This window comes from Arthrobacter sp. ISL-48 (assembly GCF_018613805.1).
In the GTDB taxonomy this organism is placed as follows: Bacteria; Actinomycetota; Actinomycetes; order Actinomycetales; family Micrococcaceae; genus Arthrobacter.
The window spans coordinates 404,809-418,890 of sequence record NZ_JAGGPL010000003.1; the positions used below are offsets into that span (position 1 = coordinate 404,809).

18 protein-coding genes and 1 pseudogene are annotated in these 14,082 nt (G+C 63.4%); 2 read left to right on the top strand and 17 right to left on the bottom strand.

Annotation, left to right across the window (positions count from 1 at the left end; all coding sequences use genetic code 11):
* The first annotated feature begins 158 nt into the window (after nt 1–158).
* Both J7E83_RS05745 and J7E83_RS05750 read left to right on the top strand, forming a co-directional pair.
* Nucleotides 159–1,073: a DUF4393 domain-containing protein gene (locus tag J7E83_RS05745; protein ID WP_214959886.1), complete on the top strand. Its 915-nt coding sequence runs from the start codon at nt 159–161 to the stop codon at nt 1,071–1,073.
* An 89-nt stretch (nt 1,074–1,162) separates the two neighbouring features.
* Nucleotides 1,163–1,543, top strand: a complete 381-nt coding sequence (locus tag J7E83_RS05750; protein WP_214959888.1) for a hypothetical protein — start codon at nt 1,163–1,165, stop codon at nt 1,541–1,543.
* A gap of 6 nt (nt 1,544–1,549) precedes the next feature.
* Here the strand turns inward: J7E83_RS05750 and J7E83_RS05755 are convergent, their stop codons facing one another.
* The 17 genes and pseudogenes from J7E83_RS05755 to J7E83_RS05835 all read right to left on the bottom strand — a co-directional run bounded on the left by J7E83_RS05755 (nt 1,550) and on the right by J7E83_RS05835 (nt 14,031).
* Entirely contained in the window at nt 1,550–1,999 is a 450-nt protein-coding gene (locus J7E83_RS05755; RefSeq protein ID WP_214959890.1) for a hypothetical protein, read from the bottom strand.
* Nucleotides 1,996–2,763: a TIGR02391 family protein gene (locus J7E83_RS05760; protein WP_214959892.1), complete on the bottom strand. Its 768-nt coding sequence runs from the start codon at nt 2,761–2,763 to the stop codon at nt 1,996–1,998. The genes J7E83_RS05755 and J7E83_RS05760 overlap by 4 nt, the downstream gene beginning before the upstream one ends.
* An 80-nt stretch (nt 2,764–2,843) precedes the next feature.
* Nucleotides 2,844–3,575: pseudogene (locus tag J7E83_RS05765) on the bottom strand (DNA-processing protein DprA); the annotation flags it as partial.
* A 12-nt stretch (nt 3,576–3,587) separates the two neighbouring features.
* The gene (locus J7E83_RS05770; protein WP_214959894.1) at nt 3,588–5,132 is read right to left on the bottom strand and encodes a YifB family Mg chelatase-like AAA ATPase; all 1,545 of its coding nucleotides are present in this window, start codon (nt 5,130–5,132) and stop codon (nt 3,588–3,590) included.
* Nucleotides 5,132–5,488, bottom strand: a complete 357-nt coding sequence (locus J7E83_RS05775) for a YraN family protein (RefSeq protein ID WP_214959896.1) — start codon at nt 5,486–5,488, stop codon at nt 5,132–5,134. The genes J7E83_RS05770 and J7E83_RS05775 overlap by 1 nt, the downstream gene beginning before the upstream one ends.
* 155 nt (nt 5,489–5,643) lie before the next feature.
* Complete coding sequence (locus J7E83_RS05780) at nt 5,644–5,970, bottom strand: DUF2469 domain-containing protein (protein ID WP_056335405.1); 327 nt, start codon at nt 5,968–5,970, stop codon at nt 5,644–5,646.
* Between the two features lie 54 nt (nt 5,971–6,024).
* Nucleotides 6,025–6,783 carry a ribonuclease HII gene (locus J7E83_RS05785; protein ID WP_214959898.1) on the bottom strand — a complete coding sequence of 253 codons (759 nt, stop codon included), beginning with the start codon at nt 6,781–6,783 and terminating at the stop codon, nt 6,025–6,027.
* A 2-nt stretch (nt 6,784–6,785) separates the two neighbouring features.
* Nucleotides 6,786–7,661, bottom strand: coding sequence for a signal peptidase I (lepB, locus tag J7E83_RS05790; protein WP_214959900.1), 876 nt, complete (start codon nt 7,659–7,661; stop codon nt 6,786–6,788).
* Nucleotides 7,662–8,339, bottom strand: a complete 678-nt coding sequence (gene lepB, locus J7E83_RS05795) for a signal peptidase I (RefSeq protein WP_214959902.1) — start codon at nt 8,337–8,339, stop codon at nt 7,662–7,664. It abuts the gene before it with no gap.
* Nucleotides 8,340–8,423: 84 nt separating this feature from the next.
* Nucleotides 8,424–8,783, bottom strand: coding sequence for a 50S ribosomal protein L19 (gene rplS / locus J7E83_RS05800; protein WP_214959904.1), 360 nt, complete (start codon nt 8,781–8,783; stop codon nt 8,424–8,426).
* 249 nt (nt 8,784–9,032) lie between these two features.
* Nucleotides 9,033–9,845 (bottom strand): tRNA (guanosine(37)-N1)-methyltransferase TrmD, encoded by an 813-nt coding sequence (gene trmD / locus J7E83_RS05805; RefSeq protein ID WP_214959906.1) that lies wholly within the window; start codon nt 9,843–9,845, stop codon nt 9,033–9,035.
* Nucleotides 9,846–10,424: a ribosome maturation factor RimM gene (rimM, locus tag J7E83_RS05810; RefSeq protein WP_214959908.1), complete on the bottom strand. Its 579-nt coding sequence runs from the start codon at nt 10,422–10,424 to the stop codon at nt 9,846–9,848.
* 105 nt (nt 10,425–10,529) lie between these two features.
* Nucleotides 10,530–10,772: an RNA-binding protein gene (locus J7E83_RS05815; RefSeq protein WP_056349097.1), complete on the bottom strand. Its 243-nt coding sequence runs from the start codon at nt 10,770–10,772 to the stop codon at nt 10,530–10,532.
* 1 nt (nt 10,773) lies between these two features.
* Complete coding sequence (rpsP, locus tag J7E83_RS05820; protein WP_214959910.1) at nt 10,774–11,196, bottom strand: 30S ribosomal protein S16; 423 nt, start codon at nt 11,194–11,196, stop codon at nt 10,774–10,776.
* Between the two features lie 215 nt (nt 11,197–11,411).
* Nucleotides 11,412–11,861 carry a hypothetical protein gene (locus J7E83_RS05825; RefSeq protein WP_214960979.1) on the bottom strand — a complete coding sequence of 150 codons (450 nt, stop codon included), beginning with the start codon at nt 11,859–11,861 and terminating at the stop codon, nt 11,412–11,414.
* A gap of 103 nt (nt 11,862–11,964) precedes the next feature.
* The gene (locus J7E83_RS05830) at nt 11,965–12,840 is read right to left on the bottom strand and encodes a VOC family protein (RefSeq protein ID WP_214959912.1); all 876 of its coding nucleotides are present in this window, start codon (nt 12,838–12,840) and stop codon (nt 11,965–11,967) included.
* A 108-nt stretch (nt 12,841–12,948) separates the two neighbouring features.
* Nucleotides 12,949–14,031: an amidohydrolase family protein gene (locus J7E83_RS05835; RefSeq protein WP_214959914.1), complete on the bottom strand. Its 1,083-nt coding sequence runs from the start codon at nt 14,029–14,031 to the stop codon at nt 12,949–12,951.
* Nucleotides 14,032–14,082 lie beyond the last annotated feature (51 nt).

The window sequence follows — 14,082 nt, forward strand, 5'->3', positions numbered from 1 at the left end:
CTTGTCCCCTTTCAGCTTCGCCGATCGGCCTCTCCGCTCGGCGCCCAAGAGCACATTAACAGCTTTTGCGAACGGCTCTCACCACGAGCGGCGACCCTCGTATAGCGCCTCACGCGGGGCGGCCTACTTTCGCCCGAGTAGAGCGGTATGCTCTGGACATGACTGGAGATCCGATCATTGGGGCGGCTGGCGTCATCGCCGGGAAGATCGTAAAAGGGGCAGCGCAGGACATTCGCGAAACCGAGCAAACGATAAACAAGGAACTCGTGGCTGCCGCCAAGGAAACTGAGACTTTCAAGCAAGCGGCGAACACACGCGCCAAGCGAATTGCAGTCAAGGAAGCACTCTTCCTGCAACTCTTTCGACCTATTCGCGGACTTATTGGACTGAGCGCAGAGTACTTCGAGAATAACTTCGACGAGGACATGCGAGAACGCATAGCAGCCATTCCCGAAAAGCACCGCGTAGCGCCCAAGCCTATAATCGCTGCCCCTGCCATGCAAGGTCTTGCATTCAGCCTGGACGAGCCAGATCTGAAAAAGCTCTATTTAGACCTGCTGGCATCCGCCTCCGATGACCGTCAAATCAACCGCGTGCACCCTTCCTTTGTCGAAATTATTCGTCAACTTACCGGTAAGGAAGTGGAGTTACTCGAGTACCCACTCGGCACAGGAACTAGCGTCCCAGTAGCCAGAATTAGAAGAAAACTGACCAGCCCAGCAAGCGGCTGGTCAATCCTGCGCACTCACCTACTACCACTGACGGATTCCGAAACAGGGCTTGACGCGGAAAACGAACTCGACGCCACCTATGTTGACAACTGGATCCGACTTGGCCTCATAGAGGTTACGTACGGCACTTTCCTAACGCGGGAGGGCGCGTATGACTGGGTTGAAAACCGTCCTGAATTCAAACAGCTTCAATCCCTCTATACAAACGAAAGCTCGGCCGTTGAAGCAGAGCACGGCATTCTCCGGAGCACTGATTTTGGGTCTTCGTTCGCTGACGCTGTCGGCATGAGGCCAGCGAGTTCTAGGACTACTACAGAAAGCCCAACGGACTCCTCGGAATAGCAGAGGCTTACACGTAGGCAGGAACTGCCCTTGCCAATGTCGCGCGAGCGGATAGAGTGCGCAACAAGACTTCTAAGCATTGGGGGATCATGAAGCACTCACTCGCGCTATCGGTCGCGTCGGCAGTTCTATTTACCACCGGTTGCGGCGGCCCTGCCGCACCTCAGCAATCTCCGACACCGGCTGTAGCCCCCACCGTGGATAAGTACGCTCAAACGTGGAGCAAGAAGTATTCAGAGACGACCTGCACTGACTGGCTCAAAGTCATGACGCCCGCCCAGCAGTTTGCCGCCGCCGCCGACATACTAACGAGCGGGCGAAACAAGATAGACAAAGGCACCGGGATGCCCTCGGACTCCCTAATCAAAGACTTCCAAGCGGCGACAACTGACTATTGTGTAATCCCGAGCATGACGCTGACTGACGCGACCTATGCCGTTTACATGGACAGTAAGAAATACCGGCCATGACCGCCGCTAACGCCGCCGGTTTTCTTCGCGGATCTCCTCGGCGACTGCCGTAAGCGCCAGGTGCGCCTCAATGGACTTCTTAAGCCACTCCGGCGTTTCTTCCTCGGCTAGTACCGCCTGGATCTCCTCGGGCGTCTGGTCAACGAGGGACTCCCAGCTTCGCGGAACGCGATCCGGGCCCAGTGCTCCAACCAAGGCGCTCGCTTCGGCGCCCATGTCCCGGCTTACGGCAGTGTCGGAATGGCCGCCGCGAGTCAGGTTCTTCGTCAGTCTCAGTAGCGTTTCGAGCTCGAACATCAAGTGAGCTTGTTTCAGGGCGCCGCGCCGGTCCTCGTCGGCGATCCTGCGGGCGTTCCTGCGGTCCAGTGCCGACACAACCAGGGCCACAATCGAGGCGCCGACGGCAACCACAACGGCGGCGACCTGAACCCAGAGTGCAATTTCTTCTTTCGTCATGGCTGCACCGCCCCATCTACCGGCGCTGACATACCGCCGACCTCCACCCCAGCGGGCGGTGCCTCCTCAACGGAGCACTCTTCAATCCACCGGGCGATCACGGAGAACACCGCGAGTAGTTCAAGCGCTTGGTGTTCTCCAAGGTCTGTGTCGCCGTGGTGGGCCAGTGGGTTACGAATCGCCATGAACGCGCCCCGCGAGAAGGACACAGCACCGCTCTGGCGTGTTGCCCAACTTTCGCTTGTCCTATCCCCAGCGAACCGGAGCCTTGGAGCCTTTTCGGATGGTGCGTGCGGAGAAAAGGAATCAGCACAGAGTTTGGCGTCGCTCATATCCCGGCGTCCAACCTTGTTTTGAAGTTCCGCGTTTACCATCTTGGCAGCCGTTTCAACTGCGTCAGCATAGTGTCCGCTGGCCCACAACGACTGGGCGCCACGCCAAACCCACGGATGGAGACGATCCGCCCGTAATCCGGGTGCTACCGGCTGGAGGTTCTTCTCTATCTCAGCCGCGTAGATGAGCTCTCCTCGGATCTGCTGGATGCTCTGCATGAGGTATTCGTAGCTTCGGCCGTAATGCCAGCTCCATTCCTTGAAGAGGAACTCAGCAATGGCGGTGACAGGAACCATTTTCAGTTCTAATTCCTGTATCGCTGACCGCGTCGCTGCGGAATTCTTCGCGCCACGCGCCAGCCGCAGCATCTCAACGGCAACTTCCAAGTCATTGAGTTTGCTCTGAGCCCACTCAATACGTTCTACTTCCATGCTCACACCCTAGCGATTGTGGGTGACATTCAATCACTCAACGTTCGGCGTGGCAGTACGTGAAAACCGTGGTATACATATATTTGACGTTTCTGTTGCAGGAACCGATAGCGGGTGGGTGCCGACCCCGGCGGAACCTCCGCGATCACAGCTCCCTGGTTGCAGACCGCACGCAGGAGATCCTCATTGCCGGACGGGTAGAACCTGTCCACGCCGCCTGCCATGACCGCGATGGTGGGGACCGCCGCCGATCCCCCGGCTAAAGCTGCCCTGTGGGCGTGGGCATCGATGCCGTAGGCACCTCCAGAAACCACGGTGAAGCCGCGCTGCGCCAGCGAATAGGCGAGATCGCCGGTCACCGAGGCACCGTAGCTTGTGCTGTCGCGGGAACCGACCAAGGCGACGCATTTGGCGGCACTGGGCAGCTTCTGTTCCAGGCCGCGCCACCAGAGGCAGATGGGTTCGTGGATACCCAGGTCGGCGAGTTGTACGGGCCACAGTTCGTCAGAGGGCACAATCAGCCTGCCACCCAGACGTGCCATAGTGGCCAGGTCCCGCTCGGGTGCGAGGTCGGGAATCCGCGGCGCCCAACGTTTGAGTGCCGCGGCCATCCCGCCCCAGCCGGTCCCGGCGCCGGTGTCCGCCAGGAGTCCCGTGATCTCCCGTTCAATCGCCGGCCCTGGAGCCAGCTGGCCTGTTGCGATCCTCAGCGCGTCCTGGGCTCCGGCGGCGTGCACAAGGGCAAGGCCGGCAGCGTCCTGCGGCTCCATCAGCCGCGAGAGGGCAGCTCGCGCAAACCGTTCGTTATCCATTTGCCTTTTCCTTCATGCGGCTGCCGAGGCAGCCTGTCGGAGGCTGAGCGCCTGTCCAATGTCGTTGGTGTCCGGTCTCTCCCGATGCGCGAGATCGGCCACTGTCCAGGCCAGGCGCAGCACCCGGTCGTAGCCCCGGGCGGTCAGCACACCCCGCTCCAGTGAATGGTCCAGGATCCTGGTGGCGGCCGCAGGCAGCCGGAGCTCGCCGCGCAGGATCCGCCCCGGCACCTGCGAGTTGGTTTCCAGGCCGAGGGATATGAGCCGTTCGGCCTGGCGGCGGCGGGCCTCACCGACCCGCTGCGCCACGGACGCGGTATCCTCCTCCGAACCCGCCTGGCCAAAGTCGGCCAGGGAGACGCGCTCCACCTGGAGCTGGATATCTACCCGATCCAGCAGCGGGCCGGACATCCGGGCGAGGTACCGGCGCCGCATCATGGGGGAACAAGTGCAGTCGAGCCCCTTCCCCGAGGCCTTGCCGCAAGGGCATGGGTTCGCCGCAAGGACCAGTTGGAAACGGGCAGGATAGGCCGCGGTGCCTGCGGAACGATGGATCACCAGTTCGCCACTCTCCAATGGCTGCCGGAGGGCATCCAGGACGCGTCGTTCGTATTCGGGTGCCTCGTCGAGGAACAGGACGCCACGATGCGCCCGTGATGCGGCGCCTGGGCGCGGCAGCCCTGAACCTCCACCAATGATGGCCGCAGCGGTAGCCGAGTGGTGCGGGTTTTCGAAGGGCGGCCGCCGGAGTAGCTGGACGGCGGACGACGGGAGTCCGCACAGCGAATGAATGGCCGTGACTTCCATGGCTTCCTTGTCTGCCAGGTCAGGCAGCAGGCCAGGAAGTCTCTCCGCCAGCATGGTCTTGCCTGCGCCGGGCGGCCCGGTCAGGAGCAGGTGGTGCGCTCCGGCCGCGGCCACTTCCAGCGCCCGACGGGCATCTCCTTGGCCGGACACGTCGGCCATATCCGGTACCGTCAGGAGGCCCGCCGAAGCATCCGCGTGATCGGCCTCGTCCTCAGGGTCAAAGTCCAGGGCGAGCTCCTGCGGGTCGGCGCCGAAATCGAAGGCAAGCCGGGCCAGCGTGCGGTAGCCCCGGACGTCGGCTCCCGGAACGAGGGATGCCTCGGCCAGGTTGGCTTGTGCCACCACGACGTCCGCGTATCCGGCCTGCACAGCTGCCATGACGGCGGGAAGGATCCCCCGTACCGGCCTGAGCCGGCCGTCCAGCCCCAGTTCGGCGATGAAGACCGTCCGCTCCGTAGGTCTGATGTCATTCGCGGCCCGCAGCACCGCCATCGTGACGGCCAGGTCGAAGCCGGAGCCCCGCTTAGGCAGGGACGCCGGGATGAGGTTGGCCGTGATCTTTCTCCGGCTCAACGGTATCCCTGAGTTTTTTGCGGCGGAACGAATGCGCTCCTTGGCCTCATTCAGCGCGGCATCGGGCAGACCCAGAATCACAAACGCGGGAAGCGTCTGTCCGATGTCCGCCTCGACCTCCACGATGTACCCGTTCAGCCCCACGAGTGCCACCGAGTAGGTCCGGCCCAAAGCCATTAGCCCACCCCCTTGAGGTGTTCCACCAGGGGTTCGCCGGCGCCGTCGTCCAGCACGGCGATCACATCCACGCGGCGCAGCGGCATCCGCAATTCCCGATCCCGGCACCAGGCGGACCCGAGCCGGTGCAGACGGGCCAGCTTGTCCGGCCCCACCGCCTCAAAAGGATGCCCGTAGTCAAGGGAACGACGGGTCTTGACCTCGGCAATGACCAGGGCATCGCCGTCCAGCGCCACGATGTCAATCTCACCTTCGGTGCAGCGCCAATTGCGTTCCACGACCAGCATGCCCAGTGATTCAAGGTACCCGGCAGCGAGCTCTTCCCCGCGCCGGCCCAACAGGTCTTTGGATTTCATCTCTACCTCCGCAACCAGCCTGCAGGGGCAGAAGCACGGAGGACAGGGAGCTACTTCCCTATGTGGGTAACCCGGCTACCGCGCCGGTGTGTGGAGGAAGAGTCCCCCAGTGGGCGGCACCGGGCGACGGTACCGGCCGGAAGTACCTGCGGGCATCAGTTGCCGAGGTCAACGTCCTTCGGCAGCGCCAGTTCCTCGTTGCGTGGAAGCTCTTCCACGTTAACGTCCTTGAACGTCAGGACGCGGACACTCTTGACGAAGCGCGCCGAGCGATACACGTCCCACACCCAGGCGTCCTGCAGCGTCAGGTCGAAGTAGACCTCGCCGTCGGCACTGCGCGCCTGGAGGTCAACGTGGTTGGCCAGGTAAAACCGGCGTTCTGTCTCGACGACGTAGCTGAAGAGTCCGACAACATCGCGGTATTCACGGTAGAGCTGCAGCTCCATGTCGGTTTCATAGTTTTCAAGATCCTCAGCACTCATGCTTCCATCTTGCACCATCCATCGCGCCACGGGCGCCACGGATTGCGGCGGACATCAGAGTTCGCCGGGTTCGTCGCTGAGTTCGCCGCCCAGGAGGTTCCAGCTCACCCGGTGGTACGGCGTGGGCCCGGCAGCGCGGAGCACGTCGCGGTGGAATGCCGTGGCATATCCCTTGTTCACGTTCCAGCCGAAATCCGGGTATTCGGTGTGAAGCTCGCACATCCGCTGATCGCGTTCCACCTTGGCGATGACACTGGCCGCAGCGACGCTCAAGCACTGCATGTCTGCCTTAATGCGGGTGTGGACCGGCGCGTTGCATCCGGGTTCGGACGCCGCGTCGTCAAACAGGGAGAGCTGGGCGGCGGGCGAGAGCCAGTTGTGGCTGCCGTCCAAGAGCACCATGTCCGGTGTGACACCGGAGGCAAGGATGTCAAACCAGGCGCGCGTGCCCGCGAGGCGCAGGGCCGAGATGATGCCCAGCGCGTCGATCTCTGCCGCAGTGGCATGCCCTACGGCAGAAGCCACGCTCCACTTACGGACCAGCGGTCCCAGTCGCTCCCTGTCGGCCGGATTGAGCAGCTTGCTATCCCGCACGCCCGGGAGCGGCTTCTGCTTGTCAAGGTCCACAACGGCGATCCCGACGCTCACCGGCCCGGCCAGGGCGCCCCTGCCTACCTCGTCGACGCCGGCCAGGAAGCGGGCGCCCTGTGCTTTGAAGGTCCGCTCATGGCGGAGGGTGGGAGCTTTGGACCTGATACCTGTGGCGGGGCGCGCGGCCGCCCTGGCCGCGGTGGCTGGTATTGCTGGGGACATGGCTAACCGGCCGGCGGCACATTCCGGAACACGTCCGGGTAGTTGTCCAGGGCAGTAATCCGGTTCAGCGGCCAGGCAATGACAGCCGCCTTGCCCTCGATGTCCGGGAGGTCGATGAATCCGCCGTTGTACTCCAGATGGGAGCGCGAATCGGCGGAGTGGTTCCTGTTGTCGCCCATGACCCAGACTTTCCCTTGCGGAACAACGACATCGAAGTTGCGGATCTGCGGGACCTCGGCGCGGTTCACATAGGTTTCATCAATCGCGGATCCGTTGATGGTCAGTTTACCGCCGGCGTCGCAGCAGACCACGTGGTCGCCGGGGAGTCCGATGACGCGCTTGACGAGGTGCTGCTCCGAGTTGTCCGGCAGCAGGCCGACGAAGATCAGACCGTCCTGCACCCAGGGAAACGGGCCCTCGGACTTTGCCTGCGCCGCCGGCAGCCAGCCCTTGGTGTCCCGGAAGACCACCACGTCCCCGCGGGAAAGGGCGAACGGTTCGGGCACCAGGAGGTTCACAAAGATGCGGTCATCGATGTCCAGGGTGTTGACCATCGATTCGGACGGAATCCAGAACGCCCGGAACAGGAAGGTCTTGATCAGGAACGACAGAACCACGGCGATCACCACCACGGTGGCGATTTCCTTCAGCCAGAGAAACAGCGGGCTGGAGGCTGAGGCCTCGGACTGGGGGGCGGCCGAGCGCCTTCCCGAAGCCGGTGGCCGTGGACTGGCGGCATCGGCGGCGGTGTCGCCCTGGGCAGCCTCGGCGGCTACGTCGGGCACGGCAGCTGAGGTGCCGGCAACGCTGCCGGGAGCCGGGGTCTCCGGTGTCCCTTCATGGTGCGGATCAGGTGTCCCTGGCTGGTTCTCGGGCATCTACTGTCCGTTCTCTGTTGTTGTTCCTGCCGCTGCCGGCCGTGGTACTGCTGCAAATCTATCAAGCGGCCAGATGATCTGGACCGGCCGTCCGATAACCCTGTCCACCGGCACCATTCCGCCGCCTGGTGCGCCGAGCAGGCTTCGGGAATCCGCCGACAGTGAGCGGTGGTCCCCGAGCAGCCACAGCCGGCCTTCGGGAACGATAACACTGAAGGCCTGCTTGCTCGGAGCGTCACCGCTGTAGACGTAGGGTTCTTCGAGCGGCTCACCGTTAACTGTGACATGCCCGGTGGTGTCGCAGCAGACCACTCTGTCCCCGGGAAGTCCGATGACCCTCTTGACGTATGTGGTGTCGCTGCCCGCCAGGCCGAGCCATTGTCCGGCTGACGCCATGGAATCAGCGAGTGGGCCTCGCCCACTGTTGAGGGGGGCAAAGGTGCCCCGTCCGTCAAAGACCACAATGTCCCCTCGGCGGATGGGATCCGAATGGAAGTCAGTCCGGGAAACCAGGATGCGGTCCCCGCCTTCCAGGGCTGGTTCCATGGACTCGGACGGGATGTAATAGACATCCAGCCACAGTGACCGGACAAGCCCGCTGATGGCGACGGCCATCAGCAGGGCCAGGAACACAAAACGCCAGCCCATTCTTCTGGGCTGGCGTTGTGTTTGGTCCATGATCCGTATCCTGGGGCGCTGTTGCGAATGGCTCCGGCGCTTGGCCTGGTACAGCTGGGCCTTGCCGTGTAGGTCTCTGAAGACTTACTTGGCGGCGGTGAAGTCGCGCTTCTCCTTGATCTTCGCAGCCTTACCGCGCAGTGCACGCATGTAGTAAAGCTTGGCGCGGCGCACGTCACCCTTGGTGACGAGTTCGATCTTTTCGATGATCGGAGAGTGCACCGGGAAGGTACGCTCCACACCGACGCCGAAGGAGACCTTGCGGACCGTGAAGGTCTCGCGGATGCCGTCACCCTGGCGGCCAAGGACGAAGCCCTGGAACACCTGGACACGCGTGTTCTTGCCTTCGATGATGTTCACGTGGACCTTGAGGGTGTCACCCGCGCGGAACTCAGGAACATCTGTGCGCAGCGAGGCTGCATCTACGGAATCGAGAATATGCATAATTGCACTCCTGGTGAACGCCACAGGTCATTCACTTTGGGTCACGGCGGCCAGGCCCGGACGCGCAGTACGCGCCGGAAATTGCTGCCGAAAGTGTTTGGTCCGGTCCCGTCACTGACTGACGGGTACCGGTTGTCAGGCTGTTGGTTGCGCTCCCCCTGTGGCAGGTGCGGACCCAGCAGACACAAGGGTTAATTTTGCCACACTCGGAGGCATACAGCCAATTGCACTGGACACCGCGTGCACGCTTCAGGCGGGTCCGGAAGGCTCGCCGGCCCGCCGCGCACGGAGGTGACCGTCGACGACGTCGTACCCGAGGTCGGCGAGAACCGTCCGGTCCGGCCGCGGCAGCGTCCCGGCGTCGAAAGTCTCGAGCAGGTCCGGGCGGCGTTCAGCCGTCCGCCGGTACTGTTCGTGGCGGCGCCACTGCGCGATCTTTCCGTGGTTGCCGCTCAGCAAGACCGCCGGCACGTCACGGTCCCGCCAGCTGGCCGGCTTGGTGTAAACCGGATATTCCAGGAGGCCGTCGGAATGGGATTCCTCTACTAGGGAGTCGGGGTTCCCCACAACTCCCGGCAACAGCCTGCCGACGGCCTCCACCATGGCCAGCACGGCAACTTCGCCACCATTCAGGACGTAGTCCCCAAGGCTCACGGGCCGCACCGTGAAATGCTCCTCTGCCCATTCGATGACGCGCTCGTCAATGCCCTCGTAGCGGCCGCACGCAAAAACGAGCTGGTCCTCCTCCGCGAGCTCGTAGGCGAGCGCCTGGTTGAAGCGCTCCCCCGCCGGCGACGGAACAATGAGCACAGGCTTGGAGTCCTGAACTCCGCGGGCTTCAGCCACGGATACAAGAGCCTGCGCCCAGGGTTCAGCCTTCATCACCATGCCCGCGCCGCCACCGTAGGGAGTGTCATCCACTGAGCGGTGCTTGTCTGTGGTGAAGTCCCGGAGGTCATGGACGTGCAAGTCCAGCAGTCCGTCCTGGCGGGCCTTGCCAATGAGGGACAGTTCCAGGGGCGCCAGATACTCCGGAAAGATACTGACGACGTCGATGCGCATTTAGGCGTTGTCCTCGGGTCCGCTGGTCCCGGCTCCCCGATCCTCGGCATCTTCGGCCGCGTCTGCGTCGTCGGCGTTGACTTCGAAGAGGCCTTCCGGTGGCGTGACCAGCACAAATCCTTCGTCAACGTTGACCTCGGGGACAATCTGTTCCACGAACGGGATCAGGATCTCCTTGCCGTCCGGTGTTTGGACCACCAGCAGGTCCTGGACAGGCAGGGTATGGAGTCCGGAGACCTTGCCAACCACACGGGAGCCTACACGGGCCTCCAGGCCCACGAGCTCATGTTCGTACCAGCCTTCGTCGTCGTCCTCATCCAGCTCTTCGGTTTCGATGAACAACTTGGCGCCGCGGAGGGTCTCGGCCTGGTTGCGGGTTTCAATTCCGTCGAACGCAAGCAGGAGGATGTCCTTGTTCCAGCGCGCGCTGTCCACGGTCAATGGCCCCGCGGAGGCCGGTTCGACCACAAACTCGGTACCCGGAACAAAGCGGTCGGCCGGGGCATCGGTTAATACCTGGACCGTGACTTCCCCCCTGATTCCGTGGGGTTTGCCGATTCGTGCCACCTGAAGCTGCATCTGTTCCTCTGTTTCCGTCTTGCAAATTGCGCTGTGTGCTGAAAGCACTCCGGCCCCTCCACCTGCGGGTGGAGGGGCCGGAGCAAAACTGATATTGCCGAGCGCTTAGCGGCGGCGATCGGTATCGACGACGTCGACCCTGACCGGCTCGCCGTCTGCCAAGGCAGCCACCACAGTGCGCAGAGCGCGTGCGGTGCGGCCCTGGCGGCCGATCACCCGTCCAAGGTCATCCTGATGAACGCGAACCTCGAGGGTGTCCCCGCGGCGGTTGTTCTTCGAGCTGACCTTGACATCCTCCGGGGAATCAACGATTCCACGGACCAGGTGTTCGAGCGCTTCTGCCAGCAATCTACTCAGCCTCGGTGGTCTCTGCTTCGGCGTCGGCCGGGGCCTCTGCTGCCTCAGACTGCTTTGCCTTCTTGGTGATGGCTTCCGGGATGATCACGGAACCCTTCTCCGGGGCAACGAATGCAGCCTTCGGAGCCTTGGTCTTCAGGGTGCCTTCCTGGCCCGGGAGACCCTTGAACTTCTGCCAGTCGCCGGTGATCTTGAGGATCGCTGCAACCTGCTCGGACGGCTGGGCGCCGACGGACAGCCAGTACTGTGCACGGTCGGAGTTAACCTCGATGTATGAGGGCTCCTCGGTGGGGTGGTACTTGCCGATCTCTTCGATGGCGCGGCCATCACGCTTGGTGCGTGAGTCTGCGACGACGATGCGGTAGTACGGTGCGCGCATTTTGCCAAAGCGCTTAAGGCGAATCTTTACGGCCACTTTTGTGGTCACTCCTGTTTCAGAAAAAGGGGTGAACCCGGCGTTCTGCACCCGTGGGGCGGGCCATACTTGCGGGTTCGAAGGACAGGATCCGGACGTGGAGAGAGGGGCCACGCAGATCGAGTACCTGTTTATTGTGCCAGATCGGCGCCGGGATTTCGACTTGACCCAGGCGGCAGGCCCCAGAGGCCTGCCGCGAACTCCGGCGTGGACGGTCAGGAGGACCAGACGTACAGCCCCGTGCGGTGCGCGTCGTCGATTCCGGCCGCCAGCCCTGCCAGCTGCTGGACGTACTTCCGGGCCTCGTCGGCTCCGAACGGCATGTCGTCCTGCGACGCCCATTTCTCCGCCACATCATCCAGGACGTTGCCTTCGCCCTCGGTTTCGTAGCTGAGCAGGTCGGCGAGCGCCCGGATCATGGCGGGCGGGACTCCCAGCAGCGAGTCGCTGGCCACGTCCACCATGGCAAGTTCGTAGTCGGCGCCGCCAGCGTGGACGGCCGCGCCCGCGAGGTCGCCAAGCTGTTCGATTTCGAAGTCGCTGATCCCGGGAATCCGCAGGCCCTGCTCCGGGGGCGAGTCAGCCGATGAGCCTTCCTCGTCCAAGACGCGTGCGCGCTTCAATGCGGCGTCGTGGGTTGCAACAAAGATTTCGGTGAAGCCCATGGGGATCGCCCTCATTCCGTCGACGGTGCGGCCCTGGCAGGCGGCAAAGAGCGCCGCCCCGGCCGTTCGGAATCAGCCTAACGCACAGGGGAACCGCACTTACTCAGCGGACAGCGACACGGATGCGGTTGCGCCACGGATCCTCGAACCGCAGCTCGGCTCCCGTGTGGTGGGCCTCCACGCCGGCGACCTTCAGGCGGTCGGCAAGGGCGCCGACGTCGTCTTTGTTGGGGACTTCAATGAGCACCTCGCCGAGTCCGAGCGTGTCCTTGCGGGGACCCGCACCGCGGCTGTTCCACACGTTCATGGCCATGTGGTGGTGGTAGCGTCCAGCCGAAACGAACAACGCCTGCCCATGCCAGCCCGCAGTCTTCTCAAACCCCAGCGTGCCCACGTAGAAATCATGGGCGGAATGCACGTCGCCTACCTGGAGGTGGACGTGGCCCACGCCCGCTTCGCTCCGCTGCTGGCCGTCCACCGATTCCTGGGTCAGGTGCTCCTGCAGGTAGCGCTGGGGCGGCAGGGCCAGGCTGTCCATCACCACATCCTTGCCGTTCCACGACCACCGTTCACGTGGACGGTCCCAGTACAGTTCGATGCCGTTGCCTTCCGGATCGTTGAAGTAGAACGCCTCGCTCACAAGATGGTCGGCGCTGCCCGTAAAGGACCGGGGCTCATATTGTGCGGCAGTGGCTACGGTGGCCGCCAGCGATGCCTGGTCGTCAAAAAGCAGGGCGGTGTGGAACAGCCCGGCTTCGCCCCTGCCCGGCAGATTCAGCCCGGGCGCGGGCGCAAGGTGCACCAGCGGCCTCTGGAGCCTGCCAAGATAGAGACCGCCGTCCTGCTCGGCGACAATCTCCAATCCCAGCGCACGCTGGTAGTAGTCGGTCATCAGCTTCATGTCCCCCACCTTGAGCATCACGGTGCCCATGGCGAGGTCGGCAGGAAGAAGATCCTGGCTGGTGGCTTCTGCAGTCATTGAACACTCCCGGTTCACGCGGCCTCCGGACGAGGCCCTCATAGATCTAAATCACTTGAAGCTTCAATTTATTCCACAAGGCGGCGGCGGATTCCAGAGGTTTGTCGTTCACCGGATCAGATGCCCGCCCAGCACTACATGCTTGAGGCTGGAGACGGTCGACAGCATCTTTCGCGGGTCCTCCTGGCAAAGGACAACGTCTGCCGGAGCGCCTTCCACCAGGCCGTCCGCCCCAAGCCATTCGCGGGCACTCCAGCATGCGGCATCAAGGGCGGAACTTATGGGTAGCCCCGCCCAGTGAAGGGCCAGGATTTCATCCGCGATCCGGCCGTGCCTGATCACGCTTCCGGCATCGGTGCCGGCATAGATGCGGACTCCGGCCTCGAAGGCTTCCAGCACTCGCTCTGCCCGTCGTTCCCACAGCGCACGTATGTGCGAGGCGTAGCGGGGAAACTTGGGTTCCGCCCGGCGGGCAATGCCAGGAAAGGTGGCGATGTTGATGAGCGTGGGGACAATCGGGACTCCCTGGTCCACGAGCCTGGGAACATGCCGCGGCAGTAGCCCGGTTGCGTGCTCGATGCAGTCGATGCCAGCGTCAAGCATCTGGTCCAGGGTCTCCTCAGCAAAGCAGTGGGCTGTAACCCGGGCACCTTCGTCATGCGCCGCCTGCACGGCTTCCTTAACGACCGCAGCGGGAAACGACGGCGCCAGGTCGCCTATGTCCCGGTCGATCCAGTCCCCCACGAGCTTGACCCAGCCGTCGCCGGCCCGCGACTGCTTCCGGACGGCCTCGACCAGACCGTCGGGCTCCACTTCGATGGCGAAGTTCCGCAGGTAGCGGCGGGTGCGGGCGATGTGCCGGCCGGCCCGGATGATCCTTGGCATTGCGGGGTTCTGCTGTAGCCAGCGGGTATCACTCGCGGCGCCGGCGTCCCGGACAAGGAGTGCTCCCCCGTCGCGGTCGGCCCGGGCCTGCTCTTCGGCCACATGATCCGGCACCCCGCCGTCTGGTCCCAGGCCGATGTGGCAATGGGCGTCAACAAAGCCTGGGAGCACCCAGCCGGACACGACACTGTCTGGCGGGACGTCAGGACGGTGGAAGGTCAGCCGGCCATCCACCGACCACAATCCGTGGCGTTCCTGGTCCGGTCCCGTGAGGACTGTTCCGCTGAATTCGATGGTTTCGCCCATTGACCCAGCCTAATCCGCCCGAAACGCCGCCGGCCCCTGCACTCACCTTCA

Coding starts and splice junctions, on each gene's coding strand:
- J7E83_RS05745 (WP_214959886.1), top strand. CDS start 159: ATGACTGGAGATCCGATCATTGGGGCGGCTGGCGTCATCGCCGGGAAG.
- J7E83_RS05750 (WP_214959888.1), top strand. CDS start 1,163: ATGAAGCACTCACTCGCGCTATCGGTCGCGTCGGCAGTTCTATTTACC.
- J7E83_RS05755 (WP_214959890.1), bottom strand. CDS start 1,999: ATGACGAAAGAAGAAATTGCACTCTGGGTTCAGGTCGCCGCCGTTGTG.
- J7E83_RS05760 (WP_214959892.1), bottom strand. CDS start 2,763: ATGGAAGTAGAACGTATTGAGTGGGCTCAGAGCAAACTCAATGACTTG.
- J7E83_RS05770 (WP_214959894.1), bottom strand. CDS start 5,132: ATGGCTTTGGGCCGGACCTACTCGGTGGCACTCGTGGGGCTGAACGGG.
- J7E83_RS05775 (WP_214959896.1), bottom strand. CDS start 5,488: ATGAAATCCAAAGACCTGTTGGGCCGGCGCGGGGAAGAGCTCGCTGCC.
- J7E83_RS05780 (WP_056335405.1), bottom strand. CDS start 5,970: ATGAGTGCTGAGGATCTTGAAAACTATGAAACCGACATGGAGCTGCAG.
- J7E83_RS05785 (WP_214959898.1), bottom strand. CDS start 6,783: ATGTCCCCAGCAATACCAGCCACCGCGGCCAGGGCGGCCGCGCGCCCC.
- lepB (WP_214959900.1), bottom strand. CDS start 7,661: ATGCCCGAGAACCAGCCAGGGACACCTGATCCGCACCATGAAGGGACA.
- lepB (WP_214959902.1), bottom strand. CDS start 8,339: ATGGACCAAACACAACGCCAGCCCAGAAGAATGGGCTGGCGTTTTGTG.
- rplS (WP_214959904.1), bottom strand. CDS start 8,783: ATGCATATTCTCGATTCCGTAGATGCAGCCTCGCTGCGCACAGATGTT.
- trmD (WP_214959906.1), bottom strand. CDS start 9,845: ATGCGCATCGACGTCGTCAGTATCTTTCCGGAGTATCTGGCGCCCCTG.
- rimM (WP_214959908.1), bottom strand. CDS start 10,424: ATGCAGCTTCAGGTGGCACGAATCGGCAAACCCCACGGAATCAGGGGG.
- J7E83_RS05825 (WP_214960979.1), bottom strand. CDS start 11,861: ATGGGCTTCACCGAAATCTTTGTTGCAACCCACGACGCCGCATTGAAG.
- J7E83_RS05830 (WP_214959912.1), bottom strand. CDS start 12,840: ATGACTGCAGAAGCCACCAGCCAGGATCTTCTTCCTGCCGACCTCGCC.
- J7E83_RS05835 (WP_214959914.1), bottom strand. CDS start 14,031: ATGGGCGAAACCATCGAATTCAGCGGAACAGTCCTCACGGGACCGGAC.